The sequence below is a fragment of the Erwinia sp. V90_4 genome (assembly GCF_029967685.1).
Classification (GTDB): Bacteria; Pseudomonadota; Gammaproteobacteria; order Enterobacterales; family Enterobacteriaceae; genus Erwinia; species Erwinia aphidicola.
In genome coordinates, this window is the sequence record NZ_JASCAQ010000042.1 from 18,083 (window position 1) to 44,673 (window position 26,591).

General features: G+C 57.0%; 29 protein-coding genes. 12 read left to right on the forward strand and 17 right to left on the reverse strand.

Annotated features, from left to right (window positions below; translation table 11 throughout):
• Positions 1 to 68: 68 nt before the first annotated feature.
• The 4 genes from nrdE to QLG07_RS08725 all read right to left on the reverse strand — a co-directional run bounded on the left by nrdE (position 69) and on the right by QLG07_RS08725 (position 3,463).
• Positions 69 to 2,195 carry a class 1b ribonucleoside-diphosphate reductase subunit alpha gene (gene nrdE, locus QLG07_RS08710; RefSeq protein WP_282469135.1) on the reverse strand — a complete coding sequence of 709 codons (2,127 nt, stop codon included), beginning with the start codon at positions 2,193 to 2,195 and terminating at the stop codon, positions 69 to 71.
• The gene (gene nrdI, locus QLG07_RS08715) at positions 2,192 to 2,602 is read right to left on the reverse strand and encodes a class Ib ribonucleoside-diphosphate reductase assembly flavoprotein NrdI (protein ID WP_133622919.1); all 411 of its coding nucleotides are present in this window, start codon (positions 2,600 to 2,602) and stop codon (positions 2,192 to 2,194) included. Before nrdI ends, nrdE begins: the two co-directional genes overlap by 4 nt.
• Positions 2,603 to 2,606: 4 nt before the next feature.
• Entirely contained in the window at positions 2,607 to 2,849 is a 243-nt protein-coding gene (gene nrdH, locus QLG07_RS08720; RefSeq protein ID WP_282469021.1) for a glutaredoxin-like protein NrdH, read from the reverse strand.
• 290 nt (positions 2,850 to 3,139) lie between these two features.
• Positions 3,140 to 3,463, reverse strand: a complete 324-nt coding sequence (locus QLG07_RS08725) for a DUF883 family protein (RefSeq protein ID WP_282469022.1) — start codon at positions 3,461 to 3,463, stop codon at positions 3,140 to 3,142.
• Positions 3,464 to 3,613: 150 nt separating this feature from the next.
• On the opposite strand from QLG07_RS08725, the gene QLG07_RS08730 reads away from it, so the two are divergent.
• Both QLG07_RS08730 and QLG07_RS08735 read left to right on the forward strand, forming a co-directional pair.
• Positions 3,614 to 3,949: a DUF2002 family protein gene (locus tag QLG07_RS08730; protein WP_048915042.1), complete on the forward strand. Its 336-nt coding sequence runs from the start codon at positions 3,614 to 3,616 to the stop codon at positions 3,947 to 3,949.
• 107 nt (positions 3,950 to 4,056) lie between these two features.
• Positions 4,057 to 4,476, forward strand: coding sequence for a hypothetical protein (locus QLG07_RS08735; protein WP_048915043.1), 420 nt, complete (start codon positions 4,057 to 4,059; stop codon positions 4,474 to 4,476).
• A 41-nt stretch (positions 4,477 to 4,517) separates the two neighbouring features.
• Here QLG07_RS08735 and speG read toward each other — a convergent pair whose 3' ends face one another.
• The 5 genes from speG to QLG07_RS08760 form a co-directional block, all read right to left on the reverse strand.
• On the reverse strand, positions 4,518 to 5,084 hold the full coding sequence (gene speG / locus QLG07_RS08740) for a spermidine N1-acetyltransferase (RefSeq protein WP_048915044.1): 567 nt from the start codon (positions 5,082 to 5,084) through the stop codon (positions 4,518 to 4,520).
• A gap of 327 nt (positions 5,085 to 5,411) precedes the next feature.
• Positions 5,412 to 6,272 carry a nucleoside-specific channel-forming protein Tsx gene (locus tag QLG07_RS08745; RefSeq protein ID WP_187497425.1) on the reverse strand — a complete coding sequence of 287 codons (861 nt, stop codon included), beginning with the start codon at positions 6,270 to 6,272 and terminating at the stop codon, positions 5,412 to 5,414.
• Positions 6,273 to 6,685: 413 nt separating this feature from the next.
• Positions 6,686 to 7,840: a DUF4056 domain-containing protein gene (locus QLG07_RS08750; RefSeq protein ID WP_282469023.1), complete on the reverse strand. Its 1,155-nt coding sequence runs from the start codon at positions 7,838 to 7,840 to the stop codon at positions 6,686 to 6,688.
• Entirely contained in the window at positions 7,837 to 8,973 is a 1,137-nt protein-coding gene (locus QLG07_RS08755; RefSeq protein ID WP_282469024.1) for a BamA/TamA family outer membrane protein, read from the reverse strand. Before QLG07_RS08755 ends, QLG07_RS08750 begins: the two co-directional genes overlap by 4 nt.
• A 2-nt stretch (positions 8,974 to 8,975) precedes the next feature.
• Positions 8,976 to 10,001: a hypothetical protein gene (locus QLG07_RS08760; RefSeq protein ID WP_282469025.1), complete on the reverse strand. Its 1,026-nt coding sequence runs from the start codon at positions 9,999 to 10,001 to the stop codon at positions 8,976 to 8,978.
• A gap of 502 nt (positions 10,002 to 10,503) precedes the next feature.
• Here QLG07_RS08760 and QLG07_RS08765 point away from each other — a divergent pair.
• Both QLG07_RS08765 and QLG07_RS08770 read left to right on the forward strand, forming a co-directional pair.
• Entirely contained in the window at positions 10,504 to 10,791 is a 288-nt protein-coding gene (locus tag QLG07_RS08765; protein ID WP_282469136.1) for a DUF1778 domain-containing protein, read from the forward strand.
• Entirely contained in the window at positions 10,779 to 11,300 is a 522-nt protein-coding gene (locus QLG07_RS08770; protein WP_282469026.1) for an N-acetyltransferase, read from the forward strand. The genes QLG07_RS08765 and QLG07_RS08770 overlap by 13 nt, the downstream gene beginning before the upstream one ends.
• Before the next feature lie 41 nt (positions 11,301 to 11,341).
• Here QLG07_RS08770 and QLG07_RS08775 read toward each other — a convergent pair whose 3' ends face one another.
• Genes QLG07_RS08775 through fliE form a run of 8 tightly spaced genes read right to left on the reverse strand, consistent with a single transcriptional unit; the run spans position 11,342 to position 18,360 of the window.
• Complete coding sequence (locus tag QLG07_RS08775) at positions 11,342 to 11,758, reverse strand: flagellar protein FlhE (RefSeq protein WP_282469027.1); 417 nt, start codon at positions 11,756 to 11,758, stop codon at positions 11,342 to 11,344.
• Complete coding sequence (gene flhA / locus QLG07_RS08780; RefSeq protein WP_099753761.1) at positions 11,758 to 13,860, reverse strand: flagellar biosynthesis protein FlhA; 2,103 nt, start codon at positions 13,858 to 13,860, stop codon at positions 11,758 to 11,760. Before flhA ends, QLG07_RS08775 begins: the two co-directional genes overlap by 1 nt.
• Entirely contained in the window at positions 13,860 to 15,005 is a 1,146-nt protein-coding gene (gene flhB / locus QLG07_RS08785; RefSeq protein WP_282469028.1) for a flagellar biosynthesis protein FlhB, read from the reverse strand. Before flhB ends, flhA begins: the two co-directional genes overlap by 1 nt.
• 18 nt (positions 15,006 to 15,023) lie before the next feature.
• Positions 15,024 to 15,662: a protein phosphatase CheZ gene (gene cheZ, locus QLG07_RS08790; RefSeq protein WP_282469029.1), complete on the reverse strand. Its 639-nt coding sequence runs from the start codon at positions 15,660 to 15,662 to the stop codon at positions 15,024 to 15,026.
• Positions 15,663 to 15,667: 5 nt separating this feature from the next.
• Positions 15,668 to 16,054, reverse strand: a complete 387-nt coding sequence (gene cheY, locus QLG07_RS08795; protein ID WP_099753763.1) for a chemotaxis response regulator CheY — start codon at positions 16,052 to 16,054, stop codon at positions 15,668 to 15,670.
• A 47-nt stretch (positions 16,055 to 16,101) separates the two neighbouring features.
• Positions 16,102 to 17,157, reverse strand: a complete 1,056-nt coding sequence (locus QLG07_RS08800) for a chemotaxis response regulator protein-glutamate methylesterase (RefSeq protein WP_282469030.1) — start codon at positions 17,155 to 17,157, stop codon at positions 16,102 to 16,104.
• Complete coding sequence (locus QLG07_RS08805; protein ID WP_282469031.1) at positions 17,154 to 18,008, reverse strand: CheR family methyltransferase; 855 nt, start codon at positions 18,006 to 18,008, stop codon at positions 17,154 to 17,156. Before QLG07_RS08805 ends, QLG07_RS08800 begins: the two co-directional genes overlap by 4 nt.
• 19 nt (positions 18,009 to 18,027) lie before the next feature.
• Entirely contained in the window at positions 18,028 to 18,360 is a 333-nt protein-coding gene (gene fliE / locus QLG07_RS08810; RefSeq protein WP_191150412.1) for a flagellar hook-basal body complex protein FliE, read from the reverse strand.
• Positions 18,361 to 18,629: 269 nt separating this feature from the next.
• Here fliE and fliF point away from each other — a divergent pair, with 269 nt between their 5' ends.
• The 8 genes from fliF (at position 18,630) to fliM (ending at position 26,585) form a co-directional block, all read left to right on the forward strand.
• Complete coding sequence (gene fliF / locus QLG07_RS08815; RefSeq protein ID WP_282469032.1) at positions 18,630 to 20,333, forward strand: flagellar basal-body MS-ring/collar protein FliF; 1,704 nt, start codon at positions 18,630 to 18,632, stop codon at positions 20,331 to 20,333.
• A complete protein-coding gene (gene fliG, locus QLG07_RS08820) occupies positions 20,330 to 21,316 on the forward strand; it encodes a flagellar motor switch protein FliG (protein WP_282469033.1) in 987 nt (328 codons plus the stop codon). Before fliF ends, fliG begins: the two co-directional genes overlap by 4 nt.
• A complete protein-coding gene (locus QLG07_RS08825) occupies positions 21,303 to 22,013 on the forward strand; it encodes a flagellar assembly protein FliH (RefSeq protein ID WP_282469034.1) in 711 nt (236 codons plus the stop codon). Before fliG ends, QLG07_RS08825 begins: the two co-directional genes overlap by 14 nt.
• Positions 22,010 to 23,389, forward strand: a complete 1,380-nt coding sequence (gene fliI, locus QLG07_RS08830) for a flagellar protein export ATPase FliI (RefSeq protein ID WP_187498475.1) — start codon at positions 22,010 to 22,012, stop codon at positions 23,387 to 23,389. Before QLG07_RS08825 ends, fliI begins: the two co-directional genes overlap by 4 nt.
• A 14-nt stretch (positions 23,390 to 23,403) precedes the next feature.
• On the forward strand, positions 23,404 to 23,835 hold the full coding sequence (fliJ, locus tag QLG07_RS08835; RefSeq protein ID WP_282469137.1) for a flagellar export protein FliJ: 432 nt from the start codon (positions 23,404 to 23,406) through the stop codon (positions 23,833 to 23,835).
• Positions 23,832 to 24,959 carry a flagellar hook-length control protein FliK gene (locus QLG07_RS08840; RefSeq protein ID WP_282469035.1) on the forward strand — a complete coding sequence of 376 codons (1,128 nt, stop codon included), beginning with the start codon at positions 23,832 to 23,834 and terminating at the stop codon, positions 24,957 to 24,959. Before fliJ ends, QLG07_RS08840 begins: the two co-directional genes overlap by 4 nt.
• A 127-nt stretch (positions 24,960 to 25,086) precedes the next feature.
• Positions 25,087 to 25,587: a flagellar basal body-associated protein FliL gene (gene fliL, locus QLG07_RS08845; RefSeq protein WP_282469036.1), complete on the forward strand. Its 501-nt coding sequence runs from the start codon at positions 25,087 to 25,089 to the stop codon at positions 25,585 to 25,587.
• A 5-nt stretch (positions 25,588 to 25,592) separates the two neighbouring features.
• Entirely contained in the window at positions 25,593 to 26,585 is a 993-nt protein-coding gene (gene fliM, locus QLG07_RS08850; RefSeq protein ID WP_180276730.1) for a flagellar motor switch protein FliM, read from the forward strand.
• Positions 26,586 to 26,591 lie beyond the last annotated feature (6 nt).

A 26,591-nucleotide genomic window follows, 5' to 3' on the forward strand; every position in this document is an offset into this window, starting at 1 on the left:
ATGCCTTACCCTACGCTATGCGGTGCGTTATTCGTAGGGGCGGGGCATGCCCCGCCCGCAGCGTTGATTTACAGTGAGCAGGAGACGCAGCCTTCCACTTCGGTCCCCAGCAGGGCCATCTGGCGCAGGCGGATGTAATAAAGTGTCTTTATCCCTTTCTTCCAGGCGTAAATCTGCGCCTTATTGATATCGCGCGTGGTGGCGGTATCGCGGAAGAACAGCGTCAGCGACAGCCCCTGATCGACGTGGCGCGTTGCCTCCGCGTAGGTGTCGATAATCGCTTCCGGGCCGATGTCATAGGCATCACGGTAAAACTGCTGATTATGGTTATTCATAAACGGAGCAGGGTAGTACACCCGCCCGGTCTTGCCCTCTTTGCGGATCTCAATGCGCGACACAATCGGGTGAATACTCGACGTGGCGTGATTGATATACGAGATTGAACCGGTCGGCGGGATCGCCTGTAAATTCTGGTTATACAGGCCGTACTGCATCACCGACTCTTTCAGCTCGCGCCACTGCTGCTGCGTCGGGATGGCAATCCCGGCTGCGGCAAACAGTTCGGCAACCTGTGAGGTGCGCGGCTGCCAGCTCTGCTCAACATACTGATTAAAGTATTCACCGCTGGCATAGCGCGAATCGCTGAAGCCGCTGAAAGTGCTTTCCCGCTCGCGCGCCAGCAGGTTTGAGGTTCGCAGCGCGTGATAAGTGATGGTGTAGAAGTAGATATTGGTGAAATCCAGCCCGGCTTCGGAACCGTAGTGGATACCTTCGCGTGCCAGGTAACCGTGCAGGTTCATCTGCCCGAGGCCAATGGCATGCGACTGGGCATTCCCCTGTTCAATCGATGGCACTGAATGGATGTGGCTCTGATCGGAAACCGCCGTCAGGCCGCGTACCGCAATCTCAACCGTGCGGGCAAAGTCCGGCGAATCCATGGTGTGCGCAATATTCAGCGAACCCAGATTACAGGAGATATCCTTGCCGATGCGGCGATAGCTGAGGTCATCATTGTATTCGGTGGGGGTGTTGACCTGCAAAATTTCCGAACACAGGTTGCTCATGTTGATGCGCCCGTGGATCGGGTTAGCGCGGTTCACCGTGTCTTCAAACATGATGTACGGATAGCCGGACTCAAACTGGATCTCGGCCAGCGTCTGGAAAAATTCACGCGGGTTAATAAAGGTGCGGCGAATGCGCTCGTCGGCCAGCATCTCTTCATACTTTTCGCTGATGCTGATATCGGCAAACGGCAGGCCGTAAATACGCTCAACGTCATACGGTGAGAACAGCGCCATGGGCTGGTTATCTTTCGCCAGCTGGAAGGTCACATCCGGGATCACCACGCCGAGCGACAGCGTTTTAATGCGGATTTTCTCGTCGGCATTTTCGCGCTTGGTGTCGAGGAAGCGCAGGATATCAGGGTGGTGCGCATTCAGATACACCGCGCCAGCACCCTGACGTGCGCCGAGCTGGTTGGCGTAAGAGAACGCATCCTCCAGCATCTTCATCACCGGGATCACGCCGGACGACTGGTTCTCGATGCGCTTGATCGGCGCGCCGGATTCGCGCAGGTTAGAGAGCAGGAACGCCACGCCGCCGCCGCGCTTGGAGAGCTGCAGGGCTGAGTTCACCGCGCGGCCAATCGACTCCATATTGTCTTCAATGCGCAGCAGGAAGCAGGAGACCAGCTCACCGCGCTGCTGCTTGCCGCAGTTGAGGAAGGTGGGCGTTGCAGGCTGGAAACGCCCGGACAGGATCTCATCGGTAAGTGCGTGCGCCAGCGCCTGGTCGCCCTGCGCCAGCGTCAGCGCCACCATGCAGACGCGATCGGTGAAGCCTTCCAGGTAGCGCTTGCCGTCGAAGGTCTTCAGCGTATAGCTGGTGTAAAACTTCCACGCGCCGAGGAAGGTCTGGAAGCGGAAACGGCGCTCATAAGCCTGCTGAAACAGCGAACAGACAAACTCAAACGGATAGGCATTCAGCACGTCGGCTTCGTAATAGCCTTCGGAAACCAGATACTGCAGGCGTTCAGCAATGGAATCGAACCGCACGCTGTTAGGGATCACGTGCTGGATAAAATACTGGCGCGTAGCCTCGCGATCTTTTTCAAACTGAATATGGCCTTCGGCATCGTACAGATTAAGCATCGCGTTGAGCGCGTGATAATCGGCAGTGGCCGGCTGGGCCTCTATGAGTGTGCTGTCTGTCGCTGCCAAAATTGGGTTACTCCGTGGTAAACGTTAGCGATATCGTCAGCGGTGCCCATCAGCTCAAAGCGATAGAGGTAAGGCACCTGACATTTACGCGCAATAATGTCGCCAGCCAGGCAAAAAGCCTCGCCAAAATTGCGGTTGCCAGCGGCGATAACGCCGCGGATCAGCTGACGATTGTGGGTGTCATTCAGAAACTGAATTACCTGTTTAGGCACCGCACCCTGAGCGGTGCCGCCGCCGTAGCTCGGCACTATCAGGATGTAAGGTTCATCGACCTGCAGGCGCTGAGCGTTATCCAGCGGGATGCGCCGGGCTGGCAGATCTAAACGGGTAATAAAACGATGGGTGTTTTCTGACAGGCTGGAGAAGTAGACCAGCGTTGTCATGAGCTTATCCCCGCGCCTGTGCCAGCTGGCTCAGGGCCTGGATTTTGTCCGGGCGGAAGCCGCTCCAGTGGTCCTGCTCCGCCATGACCACCGGCACCTGACGGTAGCCCAGCGATTTCAGCGCGTCCACGTGGGTCGGCTCGTGGTCCAGATTAATCAGCTGATAATTAATCCCTTTCTTGTCCATCGCGTTTTTTGTTGCATTGCACTGGACACAATTATCTTTAGTGTAAATAATAATGCGCATGATTCGTATTTACCTTGATGGCTGTTTGACTGGCTTAACAGGCGCTTTCTGGTAACACTACTGGCGCCGCCGCGACCACAACTTGTTGCGTGGTCTTGATGGAGTAAATACTAGATATAGCGATGCTGAAATGCAACCACACAACATATAGTATTTTTGCATTTGGTAATCCACCTCGCATCCAGCCCTTGTGCCGCAAGGTTTGCGTCAGATAAAAAATTTTCAGGCAATAAAAAAGCCCGCAGCTTTCGCCACGGGCCGATGATCAATCAGTTAAATTTTGTCAATAATCAGCGTGAGGATGTGGTCGTCGCGATCAGTGCACCGACAAAAATACCCAGCGCGGCACCAATGCCAACCCCGTGCCAGGGTTTGTCGCGCACGTAGTTATCAACGTGTCCTGCACCGTCTTTCGCCGCCTGGGTTACGCGGTTATTACCGTGCAGCTTCGCCCGCGTCTCTTTCAACAGCGCTTCTGCGCGTGAGCGCGCGCCGTCCACTTCATCTTTGGTTTTGCTGCCGTAAGACTTCAGCAGATCGTCAAGGCTGTCCGCCAGCTGGGAAACATCCTGATTCAGGTCGATATCGTTATTTTTCGATGTCCGGTTGAACATTTTTTGCTCCCTTACTGTAAAAACCTACTATCAGTATAGAACAGCTTCACATAACGCCAACCGCCGGGCGGCGTTTATGGACTAATCCGAAAGCCCTGACTGCGCAGCCGTTGTAAGGTTGCGGGGTTTGGCAGACTGAGAGGAATAAGCATGTATCTACGACCTGATGAGGTTGCTCGCGTACTGGAAAAAGCGGGATTTGAAATGGACGCGGTTACCACAAAAACCTACGGTTATCGTCGTGGTGAAGACTATGTCTACGTCAATCGCGAGGCGCGCCTCGGGCGGACGGCACTGGTGATCCACCCGACGTTAAAGGAGCGCAGCCAGTCGCTGGCGCTGGCATCATCAGACGTGAAAACCTGCGACCACTATGTGCGTTTCCCGATGTATCTGGCCGGGGAATCGAACGACCATTACGGCATCCCCCACGGCTTCAGCTCACGCATGGCACTTGAGCGCTATCTGGAAAAGATGTTTGGCTGACTGGTGGCCAAGGCTGGAATAAGCGCCCAATTCATACGCTATTAGCCCGCTTGTTTGTCCACGCAACGCTTAGACTACTGTCATGTTGGGATAAAAGCAGGTTAACCATGAAACGGCTGATAGCAGCGCTGGCAGCAGCGTGGATGTTAAGTGGATGCGCGACGATTGTCGGCAGTGAGCGTCAGGATGTGACCCTGCAAACTCAGCCCCCGGGGGTGAAGTTTGTGGTGCAGGATGAAACGGGCATCGCGGTGGCTGAAGGCTATACGCCAAAAACTGTCAGCCTTCTTAAGTCGAACGGCAGCTACTTCGGCAAGAAAAAATACCGGGTGATGCTGGAACGGCCTGGCTACGTGCCGCAAACCCTGCCGCTGAAAGAGAGCCCGAATCTGTGGTATCTGCTGGGCAATATTCCCCTGCTTGGCTTCCCCGGCTGGCTGGTGGTGGACCCGTTCTACGGGGGAATGTATAAAATTGAGCCGGAAATCCTGCAAACCATCATGAACCCGGTGGGCGCGCGCGGCTAAGCGGATAAACGATTCAGGCCGGAGCGATCCGGCCTGATGGTTTACTGCGCCGTTGGATTGACCATGGCGTGCGGTGGCCGGAAGCGTTCCAGATACTGATGCTGGAAAATACACATGCGAATGGTATTGCGGTACTCGCCGTTGATAAAGAATTCGTGGATCAGCTCCCCTTCAATCTCAAAGCCCAGCTTGCGATAAATATGAATGGCCTTGGCGTTCTCTTTATCGACGATCAGGTAAAGTTTATAGAGGTTCAGCACCGAAAAACCGTAATCCATCGCCAGTCTGGCCGCCTTTGTTGCCAATCCTTTACCCTGATGACTCGGGGCAATAATGATCTGAAACTCGGCGCGACGGTGGATATGGTTGATCTCCACCAGTTCTACCAGCCCGGCATTGCTGCCGTCATGTTCCACCACAAAACGCCGTTCGCTCTGGTCATGAATATGCTTGTCGTACAGGTCAGACAGCTCAACAAAGGCCTCATAAGGCTCCTCAAACCAGTAGCGCATCACGCTGGCGTTGTTGTCTAACTGATGGACAAAACGCAGATCTTCACGCTCCAGCGGGCGCAGCTTAACGCTGTGGTCGACGGACTTCGCAGACATAAAAATTCCTTTTTGCAGAGGCAATATTGCCGGCCCGAGTATAGCGTTTTAGCGGGCACAAAAAAAACGCGCCTTCAGGCGCGTTGAATCATCGTTTGTAGGGGCCGATCCTCTTTTTCGATCGGCCCGCGACCCGGGCAATACGTAGGGGCCGATCTTTTGTTTCGATCGGCCCGTGACCCGGGCAGTACGTAGGGGCCGATCCTCTTTTTCGATCGGCCCGCGACCCAGGCAGTACGTAGGGGCCGATCTTTTGTTTCGATCGGCCCGCGATCCAGGCAATACGTAGGGGCCGATCTTTTGTTTCGATCGGCCCGCAGCGGGTTATCAGAAGTTGTAACCCACCACCACGTAATAACCGAAGCCGTTCGACTTCACGTTAAAGTTGCCCTTGCCGAAGTTCAGCTCGGTGCCATCTTCCCACTGGCCGCCGTTGTGGAAGTAACGCGCCACGAACGAGTAGTGCCAGTGGTCATAGCCCAGCGAGAGAATATGGCTGGAAGCAATTGAGTTGCTGCTGCGGCCTGCGGTATCACCGAGGTCAGAACCCCAGTCAAAGTTGGTAAAGCCGATGTAGCTCAGGTTGCCGCCCCACACCTGGGTCAGCGGCACAAAGTATTTCACCTTGAAGCGGTAACCGTCCCAGCTATCTTCGTTGGCAGCACCGTAGTTTTCCCACTGATATTTCGCATACACGTTCAGCGACAGGCCGACATCAGAATGCGTGTCGATATCGGTGCCCAGGCCCATATACCAGGTATTCTGGCGATTGGCCTTATTGTCACCCATATCGTAGATATAGTTGTTCGCGAAGTACCACTCTTTAAACGGACCAAATGCCAGGCTGGTGCCGGTCAGTTTGTCGATGGAGAAGCGCGGTTCGATCTCCATAAAGAACGGTGAGCCATCGTCCCATGCGCCAACGTCATTGCCGTTACCCACGCCGAAGAATTTAGGCACGTCGATATAACCGTAGAAATCGAACCAGTCTTTATGGGCGAAGGCTTCATATTCCAGATACAGGTCATTGTTCAGCTGCGGCCCGAAGCGGGTGTGATAGCTGCCTACCACGTTTACGCTCTGGTGCCACCAGTCAGAAACATATTCCGGGTTGCTATCTTGGGCAAAAGAAACGTTGGTATAAGAGAGCGCGGCCAGCGCACCAGCCATCATAATTTTATATTTCATTATTATTACCACATGCTCTGTGACCCTGCGCGGCAGCCAGCTCGACGGTCGGGTTACGGTTTCTACGGGCGACGATGGGTGATTATTGATGCGACGAAAACACCCGCCTTGAATGCAGCGGCAGTGTGCCGCGAACAGGCTATAAGGAAATAGAGATCGCTCACACTTGTCAAATTCTGTTTCATTTCAATTCAGTTAAAGTGTGACGTATATCACGTTTATTTGCGTGTGGAGGGGAACTTTCTGGCAAAAGGGCTTTTGCCTGCTTTCTCGCCAGCGTAATCGGTTGCCTGATGAGATCGGCAGCGGAAAGCAGCAAGCAGCGATCCAGGGGTTAACGGCGAGGGCAAAAAATAAACGCTCAGACATAACTTTATCTTATGAAAAACAACGCGATAATGGCGATAAAATACTCATTTACAGCGCTGGCCGATACGCAGCAGCCGGCGGCGGTCGACCTCTTTTGCCTGCTGCGCCAGCGTGGCAAAATCGGCAAAGCGATAGAAAATCCTGGGGCTTTTGGGCGCGGGCAGCTGTTTCATATTGTTACCGGGCCAAATCTCCAGCCGGGCGAAAGCGCTGAGCGGTTGGCCATGAAAGCTGTCGGGTAGCGTCAGCCACAGCATCGGCACGCGCTCGGCCGGGCGGGTAGGGTAGCGTAGGGCGCCAGTAAGATAGTTGCGCCGGCGTACCAGGAATTTATCCGGCAGGCGGCAGCGGCTATTCCACCACTTGCCGTCGAGCATATCGAAGTGAAAACGGGTCTGCTGCGGGCTGACTGCCTCAAGCTGCGCCAGCGCCTGCGGGATTGCCTGCGCCATTGTACGCTGATACTGCCTGAGCGTGCTGGCGCCGCCATGGTTCAACAGGTCGCTGGCAAGGCGCGCGCCAAGCAGATTGGAATAGAGGTCTTCCGGTGAGAATGCCGACACGGCTTCAGAGTAGCCAGGTACCGACTCAAAACCGTACCATTGCGCCACCTCATGCCATACCGCCAGCTGATAAGCCAGCTGAGCGGCCATCATCACGGCCAGATGGTAGCGCGCAAGCGCAGTCGCGGGCGGGGTAAACGGCCACAGGCGGATAACGCGCTGCCCCAGCTCATCATCCAGTCGGATAGTGCCCGCCTGGCCTAATCCTGGCCAGATCTGGCTGAATAGCCACAGGGTATTATCGGCGGTATCGCGCACGTGGGCGAGATCGATAAAACCGCCGCGCAGCGTATAGATGATGCCGTCATGTTCGCGATTCAGACCGCTCAGCGTGCTGAGGATACTCAGTAAGTGGTCATTATAGTGATGCTGACCGCTATCGTCCGGGGCGATGACGTTGCCGATTTTGAATCCGGGAACGGGAATACCCAGCACTTTTGCCCGCACGTTATAACCGAAGGCGCAGCAGGGGCGCAGGCCCTGCGGGGCGGGCAGCTTGGCTATCACCGGCCAGACCACGCTGGCGACTGCGGCCGGGCCTTGCAGACTCGCCACATTAAACGGCATGTTCTCCAGATGCCGGGCCTGGCAGCCTGCCAGCAGCAGGTTGAATGAGAGTAAGAGACGGGCGATCAAAATGCTTCACCAACCTGGAAATAGAAACCGGAGCTGCGCTGACCGACACCGTAATCAAGCCGCACATTCATCCGTTTTTTAAACTCGAAGCGGTAGCCAACCCCAACCGAAGGGAGCCAGTGGCCATCCAGCACTTCACTCGGGCGCTGAGACATGCTGCCCGCGCCGACCCAGCCCACCACGCCGTGGCGCCAGCTCAGTTTTTTCCGCAGTTCGAGCTGGGTAGTCACAATATTTCGCGCGCGAAAGCGCCCCTGATAATAGCCGCGCAGGTGGCGACTGTCGCCCAGCGAACCCAGCATGGTCCACGGCACCTGCCCGGTCGCGAGGCGGCTATACAGCTCCCAGGCCAGCAGCGTGGAGTCATTAAGCGGGTGGTAACGGTCATACTGCAGATCCCAGACCTTAAGGCGGTTATCGCTGCCCAGCGAAGGGAGGTAATCGGTGTAATGGATGTTCAACACCTGTCCCTGCGACGGGTTAGCGATAAAATCGCGCGTGTCATAGCTGAACAGCAGGCTGAAGCCGGAGTTTAGCTGATTCAGCGCGACGGGATTGCGCGAAAAGCCGCCCGATGGCTTATCCTGCAACGCGGAAGCACGCTCCCATGAAACCGCCCAGCCAAGCCCGGCATAGGTGTTGGCGCGCAGCCGATAAAGCAGCTGTGGCGTGGCGTTAAAACGGCTGGAGTCATATTTTTGCCTGTCGTGGCGATGGCGTCCTTCGCGATAGCCCCGCCCCCAGTAGTAGAGCGGGCGATGGCTGAGGTCACCATCGATATAAAACCGCCACTGGTCATGGTGAAAAAAGGTGTCATTCTCGTACCCGAAGCCGAAAGCCCCGGTCGAACTGGCAAAGCCTGTCAGAGCCAGCGACGAGAGCGGTGTGTTTTTCTGCTGCCGATCGGGCCGGTACAGCCCGACAGCCGCAACGCCAATACCGATGCCCAGTTCCGGGGTATAAAACGGACCGGGGACGATGCCCCAGTCAATGCCTTGCGCAGTATTCACCTGCTGGTCTGACCCCAGTTTTGCCAGGTAATGATCGACGGTCACCCTGCTGGGCAAAAAATTGGCCTGCGCGATCGGGGAAATAGAGAGCAGGCCAAATAACAGCGAAGAGTTTATCCGCATACTTAAAAGCGGAACTCGCCGCCCAGCATCACGCTGTTACGCTTCTCGAACCCGGCTTCAGCGGTAATATTAAAGTTACGGGTTATTTCATATTGCCCACCGACCAGTATATTCCACGGTGATTGCAAGTGCTGCTTCACCCGGAAGCGGCCCTTATCGTCCTGGTTAACCAATTTAACCAGTCCGGCTAACTCAGCAGGCATATGCAGGTTGCTGATATTGCCACGAAAGTCCTGTGAGACATCCTGATACATGGTGCCAACCCACAGGCTGGCATGAGACTGCGGAATATTGAACCTGTCGGAACCCGGTACGGTAAAGCGATAGCCTACGCGCGGCGTGAAGGTGAAGGCATGGGTGTTACCATCCAGAATATCGAAATCGGTGCGGGTATAGTTAAAATCGAGCGTACCAAACCAGTCATGATAGCCATAGGCCAGGGTGGTGCCTGCGCCATAGGTGGTGCCTTTAAATTTAAGCTTAAAATCGAGGTCTTTATACAGAACCTGATTGGCCGCTGCCACCGTATCAATCCGGGAAACGGAAGAGCCTTTGGTATGCCCTACGATGCCGTATATGTTCATAAACGGGAATAGCCAGGTATCCAGGCGCGCGGTGTGCGTCTGAGATTTTTCACGGGTATGTCCAACGTTGATCTTAAAATTATCGCTCGGTAGCGGCGTGCCAAATAATGATAGTCCGCTAAAGTTAATGCTGTTTACCTTAATATTTTGGTGCATATCCATATAGTTATAACCAATGCCGTAAGGGTCGGGCAGATCATAACCGCGCTGACGAATTTCCTCACCAAAGAAGGGCAGTGGCCCGGTGGTTTCACCAAACAGATCGGGCGCTCTGGCTGGCTTCGGTTCCTGACTCAGTGCAGAGGGATCAGGCGCGTGACGATAATCAAGTGCGAGCGGGTGTTTCTCAGCATTGGGAATAGCGGCGAACACCATTGATACGGGAGCAGAGCTTAAAAAAATCCCGATAAGCATATTGGCCTTTTTGCGTGAGTTCTGGTTCATTATTACAATCCATGTATAGCGTTAGGGTAAGTTGTGCGCAGAAGTCTATATGAGTTTTATAAGAATAATTACGCCATAAAATGCGCTTGTTATGAGCATTTCGCTTTTCCCTTTTTTTAAGAAAATTATAGTCTCTAAGGGGTAATCTTATTCTTAATGATTTTGAAAGAGGAGGTAAATCATTAAATGAGTTAAGCGCATGATTCCATTGATTCGACAAGTGCTGTAATGCAGCGATATTTTTTATGCGCCCGCTTCCAGAATTTAAAACGGGTGAGGAAATGTGTTTGCGGCATCAGGCTGCGCTTGTCAGGATAAACTCACGTCGGCTAAATACCGCGTCATCACAGCGGGAGGGCCACAATCTTTCTGACACCGAAGACGCTTGCTGTGGCAGCAGCGATAACTTACTACCGGAAGAAAAAGATTATTGGAACTGCCTGATTATATAATGCACTCTTTCTTGTACGTAAGATCACCGTACAAACTGGAGAAGCCCATGGTGGCCGTGGCAAAAACTGAACGTCTGGAGCTGCGTATCAGCCCTGATGTTAAAAGCGTAATAGGAACTGCCGCGCAGCTCAGTCGTGTCAGTGTCTCCCAATTTATAGCGGACTCTGCCATGCAGCGTGCGGAAACGGTAATCAACGAGCACAACCGTATTAAACTGACCGAACAGTCATGGAATGCGGTGATGGAAGCGCTGGAAAATCCACCCGCACCGAATGAACGACTGCATCGGGCGGCTGCGCTCAGTCATGAGGGATCGACCTGGGAATGGAATCGGTAAAACTTAAAATCATGAAGTATTCGGCTGATGTCATTATCAACGTCGAAAACTTCAGCTGTGGCCGCCCGGAGCTGGATGAATTTCTGAAAAAGCACCTGGCTAAGCAACATGCAGGCAACGTACTGAAAGCCTATCTGCTGGTGACTGATGAACCCGTCCCTGAGGTGGTGGGGTTTTATACTCTGTCAGGCGGCAGTTATGAAAAATCTGGCATGACGCGTCAATATCAGAATCAGATCCCATACCATGAAACCTCATGTATCACGCTGGGCCGACTGGCCATTGATCAGCGTCTGGCAGGACGGGGTTTTGGCACGCAGTTAGCGATCGACGCACTGCGCGTAGCCTGGTATGCCTCTGACTCTGTCGGGATCTGGTCCGTAATGATAGAGGCAAAAGATGAAGAAGCCGCAGGAGTCTGGCGCAAAATGGGCTTTATCCAGCTTAAAACCAGCGACGATAAAATTAAATTTTTCTTCCCGGTCAGGAGCATTGAGCCGCTGCTCTGATTTTATCTCTCCCTGATGCATCCCAACATATTTTGGCAAAATTATCTGTTCCCGGCGGCAACCCGGTAATTCACCGTCAGCTGATTGCGCAGAATGGTCAGCACTGGAAACAGCGGGCCATGCGACTGGGCGTAGTAGGTAAAATAAAACGGTCCGCTTACCGGGAAGGAAGCCGGCATTGCCAGCTCACCGGAAAGTGCAGGCAGCGCCATGCAGCGTTGCGCGCTACACAGCGTGATTTTCAGATCCGGCGGCGGCGTGTGGCTGGGGGTAATGCGCCATGCCACTCGCACTCCCACCGCGCCGGCGGGGAGGGAACCGGAAGGAGTGATCGGTTCGCTTTTCACCTGCTGTTTACCCATTGAGATCGTCCCGCCGCGGCTCTGACTGCCCCAGGAACCGCCCGCGGCCTCTGCGGCCAGCGGTGCTGCCAGCAGCAGCCAAAGCCAGGCCTTCATCAGCGGCCACCAATCATATAGGTCATGCGCACGTTGCGCTGGCTGCTGATCTCCTGGCTCGACAGCACCACCAGCTGCGGGAAGATACGGCGCAGATAGCGTGAAAGCATCAGGCGCAGCATCGGGTTGACCAGCATCACCGGCGGCGCGCCAATACCTTCCTGGTGCTGCAACGCCAGCTCGGTCTGCTTCATCAGGTTCTCAGCAATGCCGGGTTCAATGGCGCTGCCGCTCTGCGTGGCCTGCATCAGCAGCTGCTCCAGCGACAGGTCGAGGCCAATAACCTGAATATCCTGGTCCGCCGGGAACCATTGGTGAGTGATGGCGCGAGCCAGGCGGGCGCGCACGCGGGCGGTCAGCTCATCGGCATCGCTGTGGCTGGTGGCAAATTCCGCCAGGGTATCAATGATGGTGCGCATATCGCGGATCGAAATACGCTCCGCCAGCAGGTTCTGCAAAACCTTATGCAGCGTGGTCAGCGTGATCACGCCGGGGATAAGATCCTCCACCAGCTTCGGCGACTGTTTGGTCAGCTGATCGAGCAGCTGCTGCGCCTCCTGGCGGCCAAACAGCTCGTCGGTATGGATGCTGATCAGATGATTCAGGTGGGTGGCAATCACCGAGCTCGGGTCAACCACCGTATAGCCAAGGGTCTGTGCCAGCTCGCGCTGGACCTCTTCAATCCACAGCGCAGGCAGACCAAAGGTCGGCTCAACGCAGGCAATGCCGGGAACGTCGCCTTCGGCACAGCCCGGATTGATCGCCATAAAGCGCTCCGGCATGGTTTCACCGCGGCCAATCTCCACGCCCTTCAGCAGAATGCTGTACGAGGTCGGCGAGAGGTCGAGGTTGTCGCGGATATGCACCGCCGGCGGCAGAAAGCCCATCTGCTGGGCAAACTTCTTACGGATGCCGCGCACCCGCGTCAGCAGCTGACCATTTTGTTGCTGATCCACCATCGGGATCAGGCGGTAGCCCACTTCCAGCCCGAGCACGTCTTCCATCTGTACATCGGACCAGGTGGCTTCATTGACCTGCGCCGCTTCGGCCTCGGCCAGCGCTTTCTCTTCGGCGCTGCCCCCGGCCACGCCGGCGCGGGCGCTCTGCTGGCTCTCACGACCGCGCAGCCACCAGGCAATGCCCAGCAGCGCGGCGGTAAACAGCAGGAATACCAGGTTCGGCATGCCCGGGATCAGCCCCAGCAGGCCGATCACCGCGGCAGAGAGCACGATGACGCGCGGAGAGGTAAACAGCTGGCTGACCATCTGCTCGCCAACGTCCTGCTCGTTGACCACGCGGGTCACCACCACACCGGCGGCGGTGGAGATCACCAGCCCCGGGATCTGCGCCACCAGGCCATCGCCGATGGTCAGCAAGGTGTAGGTTTCAGCCGCCATCCCGGCGGACATATCGTGCTGCATGATGCCGATCATCAGCCCGCCCAGCACGTTGATCACCATGATCATCAGCCCGGCGATGGCATCGCCGCGCACAAACTTGCTGGCCCCGTCCATCGACCCGTAGAAATCGGCTTCCTGCGTCACTTCCTGGCGGCGGCGCTTGGCTTCGTCTTCGCCAATCAGCCCGGCGTTGAGGTCGGCATCAATCGCCATCTGCTTGCCCGGCATCCCGTCGAGGGTAAAGCGAGCGCCCACTTCGGCGATACGCCCGGCACCCTTGGTGATCACCATAAAGTTAATGATGATCAAAATGATGAACACAATGATGCCGATGGCGAAATTACCGCCCACCAGGAAGTTACCAAAGGCTTCAACTACCGCGCCTGCGGCTCCGGTGCCGGTGTGGCCTTCCATCAGGATCACCCGCGTGGAGGCGACATTCAGCGCCAGGCGCAGCAGCGTGGAGAACAGCAGCACCGTCGGGAATGCCGAGAATTCCAGCGTCTTCTGGGTGAACATCGCCACCAGCAGGATCATGATCGACAGCACGATGTTGAAGGTGAAGAACAGATCCAGCACGAAAGTCGGCAGCGGCAGGATCATCATCGCCAGGATGGTCATGATCAGCACCGGGCCGGCCAGCACCTGCCACTGGGTCTCTTTAAACTTCGGTAATCGTAACTGGGTGGCGAGATTAGCCATCACTCTTTACTCTCTTGGGCAAAATCCAGCGCGTCGGGCACGGGAAGGTTTTCAGGGGTGACAGGGCGCTGTCCAAAGCCTTTACGCCAGCGGCGCAGGCCGTAAACCCACGCCAGGACTTCTGCTACCGCGTTGTATAAATCAGCCGGAATGGGTGCGCCAATTTCGCAGTGGCGATACAGCGCACGCGCCAGCGGGGGCGCTTCCAGCATCGGAACTCTGTGGCTTTCCGCCAGTTCGCGGATGCGCAGGGCAATCAGGCCGCTGCCTTTGGCCACCACTTTTGGTGCGCCGAGGCTGCCGTCCTGATATTTCAGGGCGACAGAGTAGTGCGTCGGGTTATTGACCACCACGTCCGCATCGGGAACGTCGCTCATCATGCGCTGCTGCGACATGGCGCGCTGCATCTGGCGCACGCGGTTTTTAATCAGCGGGTCGCCTTCCTGCTTCTTGAACTCATCTTTGATCTCCTGATGGCTCATGCGCAGCTTCTTCCAGTTGCTGTAGATCTGGTAAATCACGTCAAAGGCCACCATCGGGATCAGCGACAGGATCACTGCCAGCATGCAGCCGATCAGCAGGCTGGCGATATCGCTGAGCGCCATGCCGAGCGGTTCGAAGATCAGCCGGATAAATTTCTCTTTATTCAGCAGCAGGTAAAGCCCGCCGCCGAGCGAGGCCAGCAGCACTTTTAAAATCGCCTTCAGCATCTCGGAGGCCATCTGCGCCGATAACATGCGCTTGATGCCGCTGAGCGGATTGAGCTTTTTCAGGTTCAGCTTGATCGACTTCGCGCTCAGGTTCAGCCCGCCAACAATCGGCTGTGCCGCAATTGCGGTAATAAACAGGCCACAGACAACCGGCAGCGTGGCGAGAGATGCCTGACCGAGCAGGCTGGCAGCGCGTCGCAGCATATGCGCCGGGTCGGCCGTCAGCAGCCGATCGAAAGTCAGTCCGTTGTGCAGCAGATGCATCAGACTGCGCGCCAGGCTCTCACCGCCACCGACCATCAGCCCCCATCCCACCAGCAGCATCAGCAGCGTGGTCAGCTCTTTTGAACGTGGGATCTGCCCCTCTTCACGCGACTTCGCCAGTTTTGTCGGCGTGGGGTCTTCGGTTTTTTCGTTATCACTTTCTTGTGACATAGCGGCGATTCAGTTAACTCAAAAGCCCAGTGATTCCAGCAGATCGTCCACCTGTTCCTGCGAGGCAACAATGCCTTCGGCGGTGGTGTTAATCTGCGGGCCATTTTTCAGATGGGCGTTTTCATCTGCATTAAGCGGCTCAATCTCCTGCATATTTTCCAGCAGGACGCTGATCAGCTCTTTCTCCACCACTTCTATCACATTGACCAGGCCGTGCAGCACCTGGCCGGTCAGATCCTGAAAGTCCTGCGCCATCATGATTTCGGTCAGCTGGTGGTTGGTGCTGCGGGTGACGTCCGGAACCTGACGGAGATAGGCACGCGTGGCGTTGACCAGCTCGCGCGCTTCTTCCAGCGGCTGCGGCTCGACAAACCAGGCATCCCAGCGGGCGTTCAGCGCCGTTGCCTCGTTACCCAGTGACTCCTGCAGCGGGCGGGCGACTTCCACACAGGTCAGCGCCCGGTCGGCAGCCTGGGAGGTCTTCTCCGCGACGTAGTCAAGGCGATCGCGGGTATTCGGGAAGGCCTCGGCGACTTCCTGTAAGGCCTGTTCGAGGCCAAGGTTAGCCATGCTGTTGCGCAGCACGCGCGTCAGCTGGCCAATACGTAAAAAGATGTCTTTAAAATTATCGCTGCCGGGTGAATTATTCTCTGTCATTGTCATTAACCGAGTTTTTCGAAAATTTTGCCCAGCTTCTCTTCCAGCGTGGCGGCGGTGAAAGGCTTAACGATATAGCCATTGGCGCCGGCCTGAGCAGCGGCAATAATGTTTTCGCGCTTGGCTTCTGCCGTAACCATCAGTACCGGGAGTTTGGCCATTGCCGCATCCGCGCGAATGGTCTTCAGCAGTTCCAGACCATCGATATGCGGCATGTTCCAGTCGCTGACCACAAAATCAAATTCGGCCGCGCGCAGCTTGTTCAGCGCATCCTGGCCGTCTTCCGCTTCTTCAATATTCTTGTAACCCAGGTCCTGTAGCAGATTGCGAACGATGCGGCGCATCGTGGCAAAGTCATCAACAACCAGAAAACGTAAGCTCTTATCCAACATGGTGTTATCCTGAAAATCCTCCTGCAAACGGTGGAGGTATCCCGCTGTTATTTAGCTGTTTTACTGCGATCCGCCGGCGTGAAGCTGTCGATCAGACGCTGGCTGATATGCTGTAGGTCCGTCACTTCGACCGCGGCCTGTAGCGCAATGGCTTCGCGCGGCATACCGAATACCACGCAGGTCTGCTCGCTTTGCGCCAGCGTCCAGGCTCCGGCCTGGCGCATCGCCAGCAGCCCGCGCGCGCCGTCGCTGCCCATCCCGGTCAGGATCGCCCCGGCGGCGTGCTGCCCGGCATGTTCTGCCACCGAATACAGCAGCACGTCGACCGAAGGGCGATGGCGGTTGACCGTCGGATTACTGTTCAGGCGGATCTGATAACCCTTGCCCTGGCGCACTATCTCCATATGACGATCGCCAGGGGCAATGTAGGCGGTGCCGTTCAGCACCGGTTCGCCTTCCTCGGCCTCTTTTACCGTCATCGCACACAGCGAGTTCATGCGCTGGGCAAACGACAGGGTGAAGCCCGCAGGCATATGCTGAGCGATCAGCACGGCGGGGCAGTGGGCTGGCATTGGGGTCAGTACCCGGCGCAGCGCCTCGGTGCCCCCGGTCGACGAACCGATAGCGATAATTTTTTCCATTCCGAGGCGCGGCGCGCTGATGCTGTGGCGTTCGCTGGCCGCCTGCACCCGCTGAGGGAATTCGACGCGCGCCGCCACGCGAATCTTATCGGCCACCTGCAACGCCCAGTGGTCGATTTCGCTGTTGTGCCTGACGTCCGGCTTAGCGATGAAATCCACCGCCCCCAGCTCCAGCGAGGTCAGGGTGGCTTCGGATCCTTTCGCCGTCAGTGACGAGACCATCACCACCGGCATCGGGCGCAGGCGCATCAGGCGTGAGAGAAACTCCAGCCCGTTCATACGCGGCATATCGATATCCAGCGTCAGCACGTCGGGGTTAAATTTCTTGATCAGCTCGCGCGCCGTGATGGGGTCAGCTGCCGTCGCCACCATCTCCATATCGTGCTGCTGGTTAACGACCGCCGTGATCATATTGCGCATCAGGGCTGAGTCATCGACGCACAGCACTCGTATCTTGCTCAACGTCCTGTCTCCGATAGTGCATAGACCGACTGCCCACGCAGGCGGAACGGACTTTGCCGATGGTTAAAATGCTCCGAATGGCCGACAAACAGCAGACCGTCAGGCTTCAACAGCTGGGCGAAGCGCTGGATCAGCTTCTGCTGGGTCGGCGCGTCGAAATAGATCATCACGTTGCGGCAAAAAATCGCGTCGAACGGGCCGGGCACATTCCAGTTCGCGTCCAGCAAATTGAGGCGCTGATAGTGGATAGCTGCCAGCAGCTCCTGCTTCACGCGCACCTGCTCGCTGTTATCCCCGGTGCCGCGTAAAAAGAACTGGCGCTTTTGCGCAGGGCTGAGGCTCTGCACGTCTGCCAGGCGGTAAACCCCGGCGCTGGCGCGCGCCAGCACGTCGGTATCGATATCCGTCGCCCAGATGCGCGGCCCGCCGATGGCCGGGCCGAGAACCTCATCCAGCGTCATGGCAATTGAGCACGGCTCTTCACCGGTCGAGGCCGCGGTACACCAGACGCGATAGCCACTGGCATGCTGGCGGGCATGTTCTGCCAGCGCTGGAAAGTGGTACGCCTCGCGGAAAAACGCGGTCAGGTTGGTGGTCAGAGAATTAATAAATACCTGCCACTCCGGGCTGTCCGGGCTGGATTCCAGGATCTGAATATATTCACTGAAGCGCGCTAACTTTAATTCACGCAGGCGGCGTGACAGGCGGTTAAATATCATGTCTCGCTTTTGTTCGGTGAGAACAATACCGGCACGCTGATATATCAGCTGGCTGATACGCTGTAATTCCCGGTCGCTCAGCGCGTCTGAGAGTTGGGGAGTGCGAAGCGGTACGCGCAAATTTTCATTCATGATGATGTTCGTCAATGCCTTAAACCGGCATGCTCATAACTTCCTGATAGGCGCTGAGCATTTTATTGCGCATCTGCACGCCAAAGCTGAATGCCACCGATGATTTCTGCATTGAGAGCATCACATCATTCAGGCCGACATCGCTTTTCCCGGACATAAAATCCTGGGTATTTTTCCTGGCTACCTGCTGTGTCTTATTGATTTCATTGATGCTGTTAAACAGAGCGTCCGAGAATGTCGCGCCGCCCACGTTATCTGTTAACTTTCCGGCAGAGAGGAAATCAGCGGATCCCGAAATTTTCTGGGCCTGGGCATGCATTTGTCCAATCACACTGTGAATTGATGCTGACATTATTTTATTCCGGCTAATTAATGAATTCTGGTGCAATAAAAATTGCGCAGCTTTTAGACGGATGCATATTAACACGGGGGAGAAATGGGCGAAAAACCCGATAAGCTGACAGAACTTCGAGCTTATTTATGCTTAAAAAAAACGCCTTTAGGACGATAATACGCCCCTCAAAATTTCTCAAAATATACGTTCATCGGCTGCTGTCTTGCATTACCGGCAGGCTTGTTCGCAGGTTTTGGCTGCGTGATTATTTCTTACAGGATTACGGCATGAGTGCCACAACAAATGATTTAAAGAGCAACCCGGCAGACAGTATAAAGGCGGCAATGAGCTCATTTCGCGCCAACCCTAAACTGCTGCTGGTTATCGCCGCTGCTGCGGCACTTTCCGCGATCATTGCACTGCTAATCTGGGCGAAGGAGCCGGGGTATCGCGTGCTGTTTAGCAACATCAGCGATGAGGATGGCGGTGCCATTGTCACTCAGCTGTCGCAGATGAATATCCCTTACCGCATCGATACGCCAGGCGGCGCCATTATGGTACCGGAAGGCATGGTGCATGAAGCGCGCATGAAGATGGCTCAGCAGGGGCTGCCAAAGGGCGGTTCCGTTGGCTTTGAACTGCTTGACCAGGAGAAGTTCGGCATCAGCCAGTTCAGCGAGCAGATTAACTTCCAGCGTGCGCTGGAGGGCGAGCTGTCACGCACCATCGAAAATCTTGGGCCAATCCTCACAGCCCGCGTGCACCTGGCGGTGCCAAAACCGTCGATGTTCGTGCGTGACCAGAAGCTGCCTACCGCTTCGGTCAGCGTCACCCTGGCGCAGGGCCGCACGCTGGATGACGGCCAGGTCACGGCGATTACGCATCTGGTCTCCAGTGCGGTCACCGGGTTACCGGCGGATAATGTCACTATCGTCGATCAGCGCGGCAACCTGCTGACGCAGAGCGGCGTGCGCGGCATGCAGACCTCACAGCTGAAATACACCAATGAGATCGAAACGGATTATCAGCAGCGCATCCAGCGCCTGCTGGCCCCGCTGGTGGGCGACAGCAATGTGCGCACCCAGGTCACCGCGCAGATGGACTTTACCCAGCAGGAGCGCACCGATGAGCAGTATCAGCCCAATGCAGACAGCGACAAAATGGCGATCCGCAGCCGCCAGTCCAGCCAGTCAGCGCAGGGCAACGGACGCACCACCGGCGGCGTTCCGGGCGCGTTAAGCAATACGCCGCCAACCCCGGCAACGGCTCCCCTGACGAAACCGCTGACGCCAGCCACTCCGGCGGCCAAGGGTCAGAACAACAGCACCAGCACGCAAACGGCAGGCGCGGGCAGCAACGAGAGCGCCCAGCCTTATAACAACCGCAACGATGAAACCACCAACTTTGAGGTTGATCGCACCCTGATCCACACCAAAACCAGCGTCGGGCAGATCCAACGCCTGTCGGTAGCGGTGGTGATTAACTACCTGCCTGCCGGCAAAGAGGGCAAGCCAGGCCCGCTGGCCGCCGCCGAGCTGGAGCGTATCAACACCCTGGTGAAAGAAGCCATCGGCTACAGCGCTGCACGCGGTGACAGCATCAATATCGTCAACTCAGCGTTTAACGGCGTAGAGGCTGAAGTGGTGCCCCCGCTGTGGCAGCAGCAGAGCTTCCTGGCGCTGATGATGTCCATCGCCCGCTATCTGGTGATTGCCATTATTGCCTGGGTGCTGTGGCGCAGGCTGGTGCAGCCAACCTGGACGCGCCATCAGGAAACCGCGATCCGTCGTATGGAGATGGAGCAGCAGGTACGCCAGTTTGAACTGGATGAGAAGAAGAAAGTGGCAGAGATGCAGGCTCATGCCAAAGCGCAGCGCCGCGTGGACAGCGAGATGAACAGTCAGCAGCTGCGCGAACTGGCGCAACAGGAGCCGCGAGTGATCGCCCTGGTCATGCGCCAGTGGATAAATAAGGAGCAGCAAAAACCATGAATGCCTGTGACAAAAGCGCCATCGTGATGCTGACGCTCGGCGATGAGCTGGCGGCCGAAGTCTTTAAGCATCTCAATGCCCACGAGGTCAAACAGATCAGTAGCTCGATGGTCAACATGGCCGGGTTTACCCATGATCAGATGTCAGCGGTGCTGGAAGAGTTTGCCAAAGATTCCAGCGAATACGCGGCGCTGAGCCTGAATACCAACGACTACCTGCGCAGCGTGCTGGTGAAAGCATTGGGCGAAGAGCGTGCCTCGTCGCTGCTGGAAGATCTGCTGGATACCCATCAGGGCAACAACGGCATTGAAACCCTGAACTTTATGGAGCCGCAGACGGTATACGACCTGATCCGCGACGAACATCCGCAGATTATTGCCACCATCCTCGTGCATCTGAAGCGTAACCAGGCGGCAGATATCCTCGGGCAGTTTGATGATAAAGAGCGTAACGACATTATGCTGCGTATCGCCACCTTTGGCGGCGTGCAGCCTGCCGCCCTGCAGGAGCTGACCGAAGTGCTCAATAACCTGCTGCACGGTCAGAACCTCAAGCGCAGCAAGATGGGCGGCGTACGCCCGGCGGCGGAGATCCTCAACCTGATGAAATCCCAGCAGGAAGAGGCGGCTATCGATGCCGTGCGCGAGTTCGACGGCGAGCTGGCGCAGAAAATCATCGACGAAATGTTCCTGTTCGAAAATCTGGTGGATGTCGAAGACCGCAGCATCCAGCGCATTCTACAGGAGATCGAAAGCGAAACCCTGCTGATCGCGCTGAAAGGGGCCAACGAGGCGCTGCGCGAAAAGTTCTTCCGCAATATGTCACGTCGCCAGGCGGATTTGATGGCCGAGGATCTCGCATCCCGTGGTCCGGTGCGCCTGTCGCAGGTTGAGGCAGAACAGAAATCCGTCCTGCTGGTGGTACGTCGCCTGGCCGAAACGGGCGAAATTCTGATTGGGAGCAGCGACGATGCCTACGTCTGATGAGCAGAATAAACTGCAGTGGCGCAGCTGGAAGCCGGATAATTTACTGGCTACAGAAAGCGTGCACGAGGAGCCGCTGCCGGTGACGAATAGCCCGGCCAGCGATGCCCAGTTCAAGGCCGAACTGGCACGATTGCGCAAGCAGGCGGAACAGCAGGGGTACAACCAGGGGCTGGCCCAGGGCCAGGAAGAGGGCAAAAAGCAGGGCTATGAAGCCGGATTCCACAGCGGGCACGAAGCTGGCATAGCGCAGGGCATCAGCGAGGCTCAGAGCGCCCAACGGGCGGCGATGAAGGACGTCGAAGCGTGGATCGCCTCCTTTAAGCTGTCGCTGGACAGCCTCGACAGCCTGATCCCCAGCCGGCTGGTGCAGCTGGCGTTGCAGGCGGTACAGAGCCTGCACGGCAGCGAGCAGGGCAGCAGCAATACCCAGCTACAGCAGCAGATTAAACAGCTGATGCGCCAGGATCCGCTGCTGAACGGCAAGATACGGCTGATGATCCACCCGGACGATCGTCCGCTGATTGACGCCGCCCTCGGCGAGACGCTGGCAGCGATGAGCTGGGAGCTGCATACCGACAGCCAGCTGTTACCCGGCGGCTGTCGCATTCTGACCGACGAAGTGGAGCTGGATGCCACCTTAGAAACCCGCTGGCAGAAGCTGTGCCAGCTGGCGCACGAGGAGCTATCCGCATGACAGCGCATCTGCAACGCTGGCTGGAGTCCATCGATCGCGTAGAGACGCGCATCGGCGATATCGCGCCGTTTCGCCAGTACGGCAGGCTGACGCGCGCCACCGGATTGGTGATGGAAGCGGTCGGGCTGAAGCTGCCGATTGGCGCGCTGTGCATCCTTGAACGCCAGACGCGTCACGGCGTAGTGCCGGTGGAAAGCGAAGTGGTCGGCTTCAAAGATCAGGTGCTGTATCTGATGCCGCTGGAGCACGTCGATGGCATTCTGCCCGGCGCCCGCGTTTACGCGCCGGAGTCCGAAGAGGTCGGCAAACAGCTGCCGGTCGGGCCACAGCTGCTCGGCAGGGTGCTGGACGCCCAGGGCCGCCCGCTGGACGGGCGCCCGGCGCCGCTGAAAACCGACTGCGCCAGCCTGTTTACCCAGCCGCTGAATCCGCTGCATCGTGACCCGATCAAAAAAGTGCTCGATGTCGGCGTGCGCGCCATTAACGGCCTGCTGACCGTCGGGCGCGGCCAGCGCATGGGGCTGTTTGCCGGATCCGGCGTCGGGAAAAGCGTGCTGCTCGGCATGATGGCGCGCTTTACCGATGCCGACGTCATCGTCGTCGGCCTGATCGGTGAACGCGGACGCGAGGTGAAAGACTTTATTGAAAATATCCTCGGTGAAGAGGGGATCCAGCGTGCGGTGGTGATTGCCGCCCCGGCGGATGTGTCACCGATCCTGCGCATGCAGGGCGCGGTGTACGCCACGCGCATTGCCGAAGATTTTCGCGATCGCGGCCTTAACGTGCTGCTGATTATGGATTCCCTGACGCGCTTCGCCATGGCGCAGCGTGAGGTGGCGCTGGCGATCGGCGAACCCCCGGCGACCAAAGGCTATCCGCCATCCGTGTTTGCCCGCCTGCCCGCGCTGGTGGAAAGGGCCGGTAACGGTATGCCCGGCGGCGGTTCCATCACCGCGTTCTACACCGTCCTGACCGAAGGCGACGATCAGCAGGACCCGATTGCCGACTCGGCACGCGCCATTCTCGACGGCCACATTGTTCTGTCGCGCCGTCTGGCGGAGTCCGGGCACTACCCGGCAATCGATATTGAAGCGTCGATCAGCCGCGCAATGACCGAGCTAATCCCGCACCCGCAGTACCGCCAAGTGCAGACCTTTAAGCAGCAGCTCTCCTGTTACCAGCGCAACCGTGACCTGGTCAGCGTTGGCGCTTACGTGGCGGGCAGCGATGCGCTGCTCGACCAGGCTATCCAGCACTATCCGGCGATGGAAGCGTATCTGCACCAGGCGATCCACGAAAGCTGCGATTACGACCGGGCCGTCAGCGCGCTGGCGCAGCTGTTTCCTGACGTTACCGCACAGGGCATAAGCCGATGAAAAGCCAAAATACGATGGTCATGCTGCGTGAGATGGCCGCAGAGAAGTTAACGCAGGCCACGCAGGCGTTAGGCAGCGCGCAGCAAAACTGGCAGCAGGCGCTGACCCAGGGCAAGCAGCTGGAGGGCTATGAACGTGAATACCAGCAGTCGCTGCGCAGCGGCATGCAGAGCCGCGGCATGAGCGTGGCCGACCTGGTGAATCATCAGGCGTTTATTTTAGCGCTGAATCAGGTCGTGAAGCAGCATGACCAGCACGTCAGCCAGTGTGAGCTGAACGTCACCCAGGCGAAGCAGAGCTGGATGCAGGACAAGCAGCGGCTCAACGCGTTTGAGACCCTGCTGACGCGGCGTGAAAACGCCCGCACCCTGGCGGAAAACCGCCATGAACAAAAAATGATGGACGAGTTCGCGCAGCGAGCCGGGCAAAAAAGAGACAGGCTATGAATATTGATATCAATGTGCTGCTGGGCAGTGCGGCCCGCAGGCTGGCAGGGCCTGATGAGACGCTGGCTGCAGGGGAAGCAGGGCACTTTGCTCAACTGCTGGCAGGATTGACGGACGACGCGCCGCTGCTGCCGGAAGCGCTGGTGGATGTGGAATCGCTGCTGCCAGGGCAGCCCGGGGAAGAGATTCCGGGCGCGCCGCTGGCGGAAGGGGTTGCTGCGGATGACCAGAGTACTCTGCCGCCAGTGATTGGCGCGGATGACAACTCCGCCCTGCCAGAGATTGTGCTGCTGACGCCCGACGCGGTGCTGCCCGCTCAGCCAGCCCTGCCCGATGGCTGGCAGCTACAGCAGCTGGTGGCGCAAAACGCCGGGGCAGATGCGCAGGATGCCCCATTGCTGCGCGAGGTAACGGCGGACGTGCGGCCATCGCGCTCCCCGGTGCCGCGCCAGCCGTTGCCGCTCAATCAGGCGGCGAACGCCGTAGCGGAAACGCTGCCAGCTACCCTGCCGCAGCTCGGCGCGCTGGCCGTCAACACCACTAAACCGCTGGTGGTCAGCCCTGAGGGCGAGGCTTTGCTGCCGCTGGATAGCCGTAGCACCAGCGATGCGCCGCTGATGGCGGCGCCGCGTCCGGTACTGACCGCCATAACCTTGCCCGCTCCGGCAGCGCCGCCAGTCGTCGTTAACCCGCACCCGGTTGGCACCCCGGCATGGCAGCAGTCACTCGGTCAGCAGCTGGCGATCTTCAGCCGTGACGGCGTGGATAGCGCGCAGATCAAGCTGCACCCGGAAGAGCTGGGCGCGCTGCAAATCACCCTGCGCATGCAGCAGAACCAGGCGCAGCTGCATATCGTCAGCGAACATCCGCAGGTGCGTCAGGCGCTGGAAGCCGCAATGCCGCAGCTGCGCAGCGCGCTGGCAGAAACCGGCGTCCAGCTGGGGCAGACCAGCGTCAGCGCGGATAATCCGCATTTCGCAGGCGCTCAGGCCCAGGGCAACGGTTCATCCGGCCATGGCCACGCGCGGCAGGGGGCCGCTGAACCTCTGCGGGAAGAGGAGATGACTCCGCCGATCGCGCTGCATAACCTGAGCTCCGCTGCCGGGATTAATACCTTTGCATGATGCAGTGAAATACCCGCACTAATGGAACTTCATCAGGTAATTATCCTGGTGAATAAGTGGACTACAATACGCGCCTTATCTGGTCTGACAGAAACCGGAACAGCGCTTTCATTACAGAGTTTATTAAATGAGTAATAAAAATAAAAAAAAGGGTGGCAGCTCGAAGCGCCCATTTCTTATGGCTTTGATGTTTATAGTGACGATTGCGGCCTGTGGTTTTGCGGGTTATATGTTTTGGGAAATAAAAAAGTTAAAGAGTCATTCTGCCGGTGCGGATAAAACCGTGGAAGTAAAAAAACCGCAGGAAGTGGAGCCAATCTATCAGTCTTTAAGCACTTTTACCGTCAGCCTCAAGCCCACAGAAAAAGAGAGCGATCGCGTGCTGTTTATTGGCCTGTCGCTGCGCATGGCGGATAAAGAGTCGATGCTGACCCTGGGAAAATTTCTGCCGGAATATCGCAGTCGCCTGCTCATCCTGCTGTCGAAGTTAAGTTATGAAGAGCTGTCCACCAGTGAAGGTAAGCAGCAGTTGATGGACAAAATTAAAGATGAAGTGAGTAAGCCACTGGCATCTAAACAGGCGGTCAAAGTCACTGATGTCCTGTTTAACGAATTTATTCTGCGGTAATAACCATGTCTGATAACTTTTTATCCCAGGCGGAAATCGATCATCTGCTCAATGCCGACAGCGACAGCAGCGTTGAACCGCTGAATAGCGCCGCCGATCATGAGGCGAAACCCTACGACCCGCACACCCAGCGGCGGGTGATCCGCGAGCGTCTGCATTCGCTGGAGATTATTAACGAACGCTTTGCGCGCCAGTTTCGTATGGGGTTATTTAACCTGCTGCGCCGCAGCCCGGATATTACCGCCGGAAGTATTAAGATCCAGCCGTATCACGAGTTTGCCCGCAACCTGCCGGTGCCAACCAACCTGAACCTGCTGCATTTGAACCCGCTGCGCGGTACTTCGCTGATGGCGTTCTCGCCGGGGCTGGTATTTATGGCAGTGGATAACCTGTTCGGCGGCGATGGCCGCTTTCAGACCAAGGCCGACGGGCGCGAGTTTACCCCGACCGAACAGCGGGTGATCCACCGCATGCTGACCATGGCGCAGGAAGCTTATGAGTTTGCGTGGAGCACTATCTACAAGATCAAAACGGAATATATCCGTTCTGAAGTGCAGGTGAAATTTACCAATATCACTTCGTCACCCAATGATGTGGTGGTGACGACGCCGTTCTCGGTGGAGATTGGATCGCACAAGGGCGAGTTCAATATCTGTATTCCGTTCAGCACCATTGAACCGCTGCGTGAAGTACTGAGCAACCCACCGATGGAGAATCCCGGTCACGAAGATACCCGCTGGCGCGGCCTGCTGGTCAGCCAGATGCGGGAGACCGAGCTGGAGCTGGTGGCGCAGTTTGCCGATGTGGATACCCGTCTTTCGAACGTGATGAATCTCAAAATTGACGATGTGATCCCATTAGATAAGCAGGAGCTTATTGCCGCCCGTGTCGGCGGCGTGCCGGTATTTACCGCGAAATATGGCTCCGTGAATAATCAGTATGCTCTTCGCATAGAGCAGATGATTCAATCCGCATTACACACGTTTGATAAGGAGTAATTTCCC

What these genes read in the sequence shown, in the direction of transcription:
- QLG07_RS08735 (WP_048915043.1), top strand. Translation starts at nt 4,057, where the DNA reads ATGAAACGGCTGATAGCAGCGCTGGCAGCAGCGTGGATGTTAAGTGGA.
- fliE (WP_191150412.1), bottom strand. Translation starts at nt 18,360, where the DNA reads ATGTCAGCATCAATTCACAGTGTGATTGGACAAATGCATGCCCAGGCC.
- QLG07_RS08755 (WP_282469024.1), bottom strand. Translation starts at nt 8,973, where the DNA reads ATGCGGATAAACTCTTCGCTGTTATTTGGCCTGCTCTCTATTTCCCCG.
- fliJ (WP_282469137.1), top strand. Translation starts at nt 23,404, where the DNA reads ATGGTCATGCTGCGTGAGATGGCCGCAGAGAAGTTAACGCAGGCCACG.
- QLG07_RS08730 (WP_048915042.1), top strand. Translation starts at nt 3,614, where the DNA reads ATGTATCTACGACCTGATGAGGTTGCTCGCGTACTGGAAAAAGCGGGA.
- QLG07_RS08725 (WP_282469022.1), bottom strand. Translation starts at nt 3,463, where the DNA reads ATGTTCAACCGGACATCGAAAAATAACGATATCGACCTGAATCAGGAT.
- QLG07_RS08745 (WP_187497425.1), bottom strand. Translation starts at nt 6,272, where the DNA reads ATGAAATATAAAATTATGATGGCTGGTGCGCTGGCCGCGCTCTCTTAT.
- speG (WP_048915044.1), bottom strand. Translation starts at nt 5,084, where the DNA reads ATGTCTGCGAAGTCCGTCGACCACAGCGTTAAGCTGCGCCCGCTGGAG.
- nrdI (WP_133622919.1), bottom strand. Translation starts at nt 2,602, where the DNA reads ATGACAACGCTGGTCTACTTCTCCAGCCTGTCAGAAAACACCCATCGT.
- cheZ (WP_282469029.1), bottom strand. Translation starts at nt 15,662, where the DNA reads ATGACAGAGAATAATTCACCCGGCAGCGATAATTTTAAAGACATCTTT.
- QLG07_RS08840 (WP_282469035.1), top strand. Translation starts at nt 23,832, where the DNA reads ATGAATATTGATATCAATGTGCTGCTGGGCAGTGCGGCCCGCAGGCTG.
- fliI (WP_187498475.1), top strand. Translation starts at nt 22,010, where the DNA reads ATGACAGCGCATCTGCAACGCTGGCTGGAGTCCATCGATCGCGTAGAG.
- QLG07_RS08775 (WP_282469027.1), bottom strand. Translation starts at nt 11,758, where the DNA reads ATGAAGGCCTGGCTTTGGCTGCTGCTGGCAGCACCGCTGGCCGCAGAG.
- QLG07_RS08770 (WP_282469026.1), top strand. Translation starts at nt 10,779, where the DNA reads ATGGAATCGGTAAAACTTAAAATCATGAAGTATTCGGCTGATGTCATT.
- QLG07_RS08805 (WP_282469031.1), bottom strand. Translation starts at nt 18,008, where the DNA reads ATGAATGAAAATTTGCGCGTACCGCTTCGCACTCCCCAACTCTCAGAC.
- fliG (WP_282469033.1), top strand. Translation starts at nt 20,330, where the DNA reads ATGAATGCCTGTGACAAAAGCGCCATCGTGATGCTGACGCTCGGCGAT.
- fliL (WP_282469036.1), top strand. Translation starts at nt 25,087, where the DNA reads ATGAGTAATAAAAATAAAAAAAAGGGTGGCAGCTCGAAGCGCCCATTT.
- fliM (WP_180276730.1), top strand. Translation starts at nt 25,593, where the DNA reads ATGTCTGATAACTTTTTATCCCAGGCGGAAATCGATCATCTGCTCAAT.
- nrdH (WP_282469021.1), bottom strand. Translation starts at nt 2,849, where the DNA reads ATGCGCATTATTATTTACACTAAAGATAATTGTGTCCAGTGCAATGCA.
- flhB (WP_282469028.1), bottom strand. Translation starts at nt 15,005, where the DNA reads ATGTCACAAGAAAGTGATAACGAAAAAACCGAAGACCCCACGCCGACA.
- QLG07_RS08825 (WP_282469034.1), top strand. Translation starts at nt 21,303, where the DNA reads ATGCCTACGTCTGATGAGCAGAATAAACTGCAGTGGCGCAGCTGGAAG.
- fliF (WP_282469032.1), top strand. Translation starts at nt 18,630, where the DNA reads ATGAGTGCCACAACAAATGATTTAAAGAGCAACCCGGCAGACAGTATA.
- QLG07_RS08760 (WP_282469025.1), bottom strand. Translation starts at nt 10,001, where the DNA reads ATGAACCAGAACTCACGCAAAAAGGCCAATATGCTTATCGGGATTTTT.
- cheY (WP_099753763.1), bottom strand. Translation starts at nt 16,054, where the DNA reads ATGTTGGATAAGAGCTTACGTTTTCTGGTTGTTGATGACTTTGCCACG.
- flhA (WP_099753761.1), bottom strand. Translation starts at nt 13,860, where the DNA reads ATGGCTAATCTCGCCACCCAGTTACGATTACCGAAGTTTAAAGAGACC.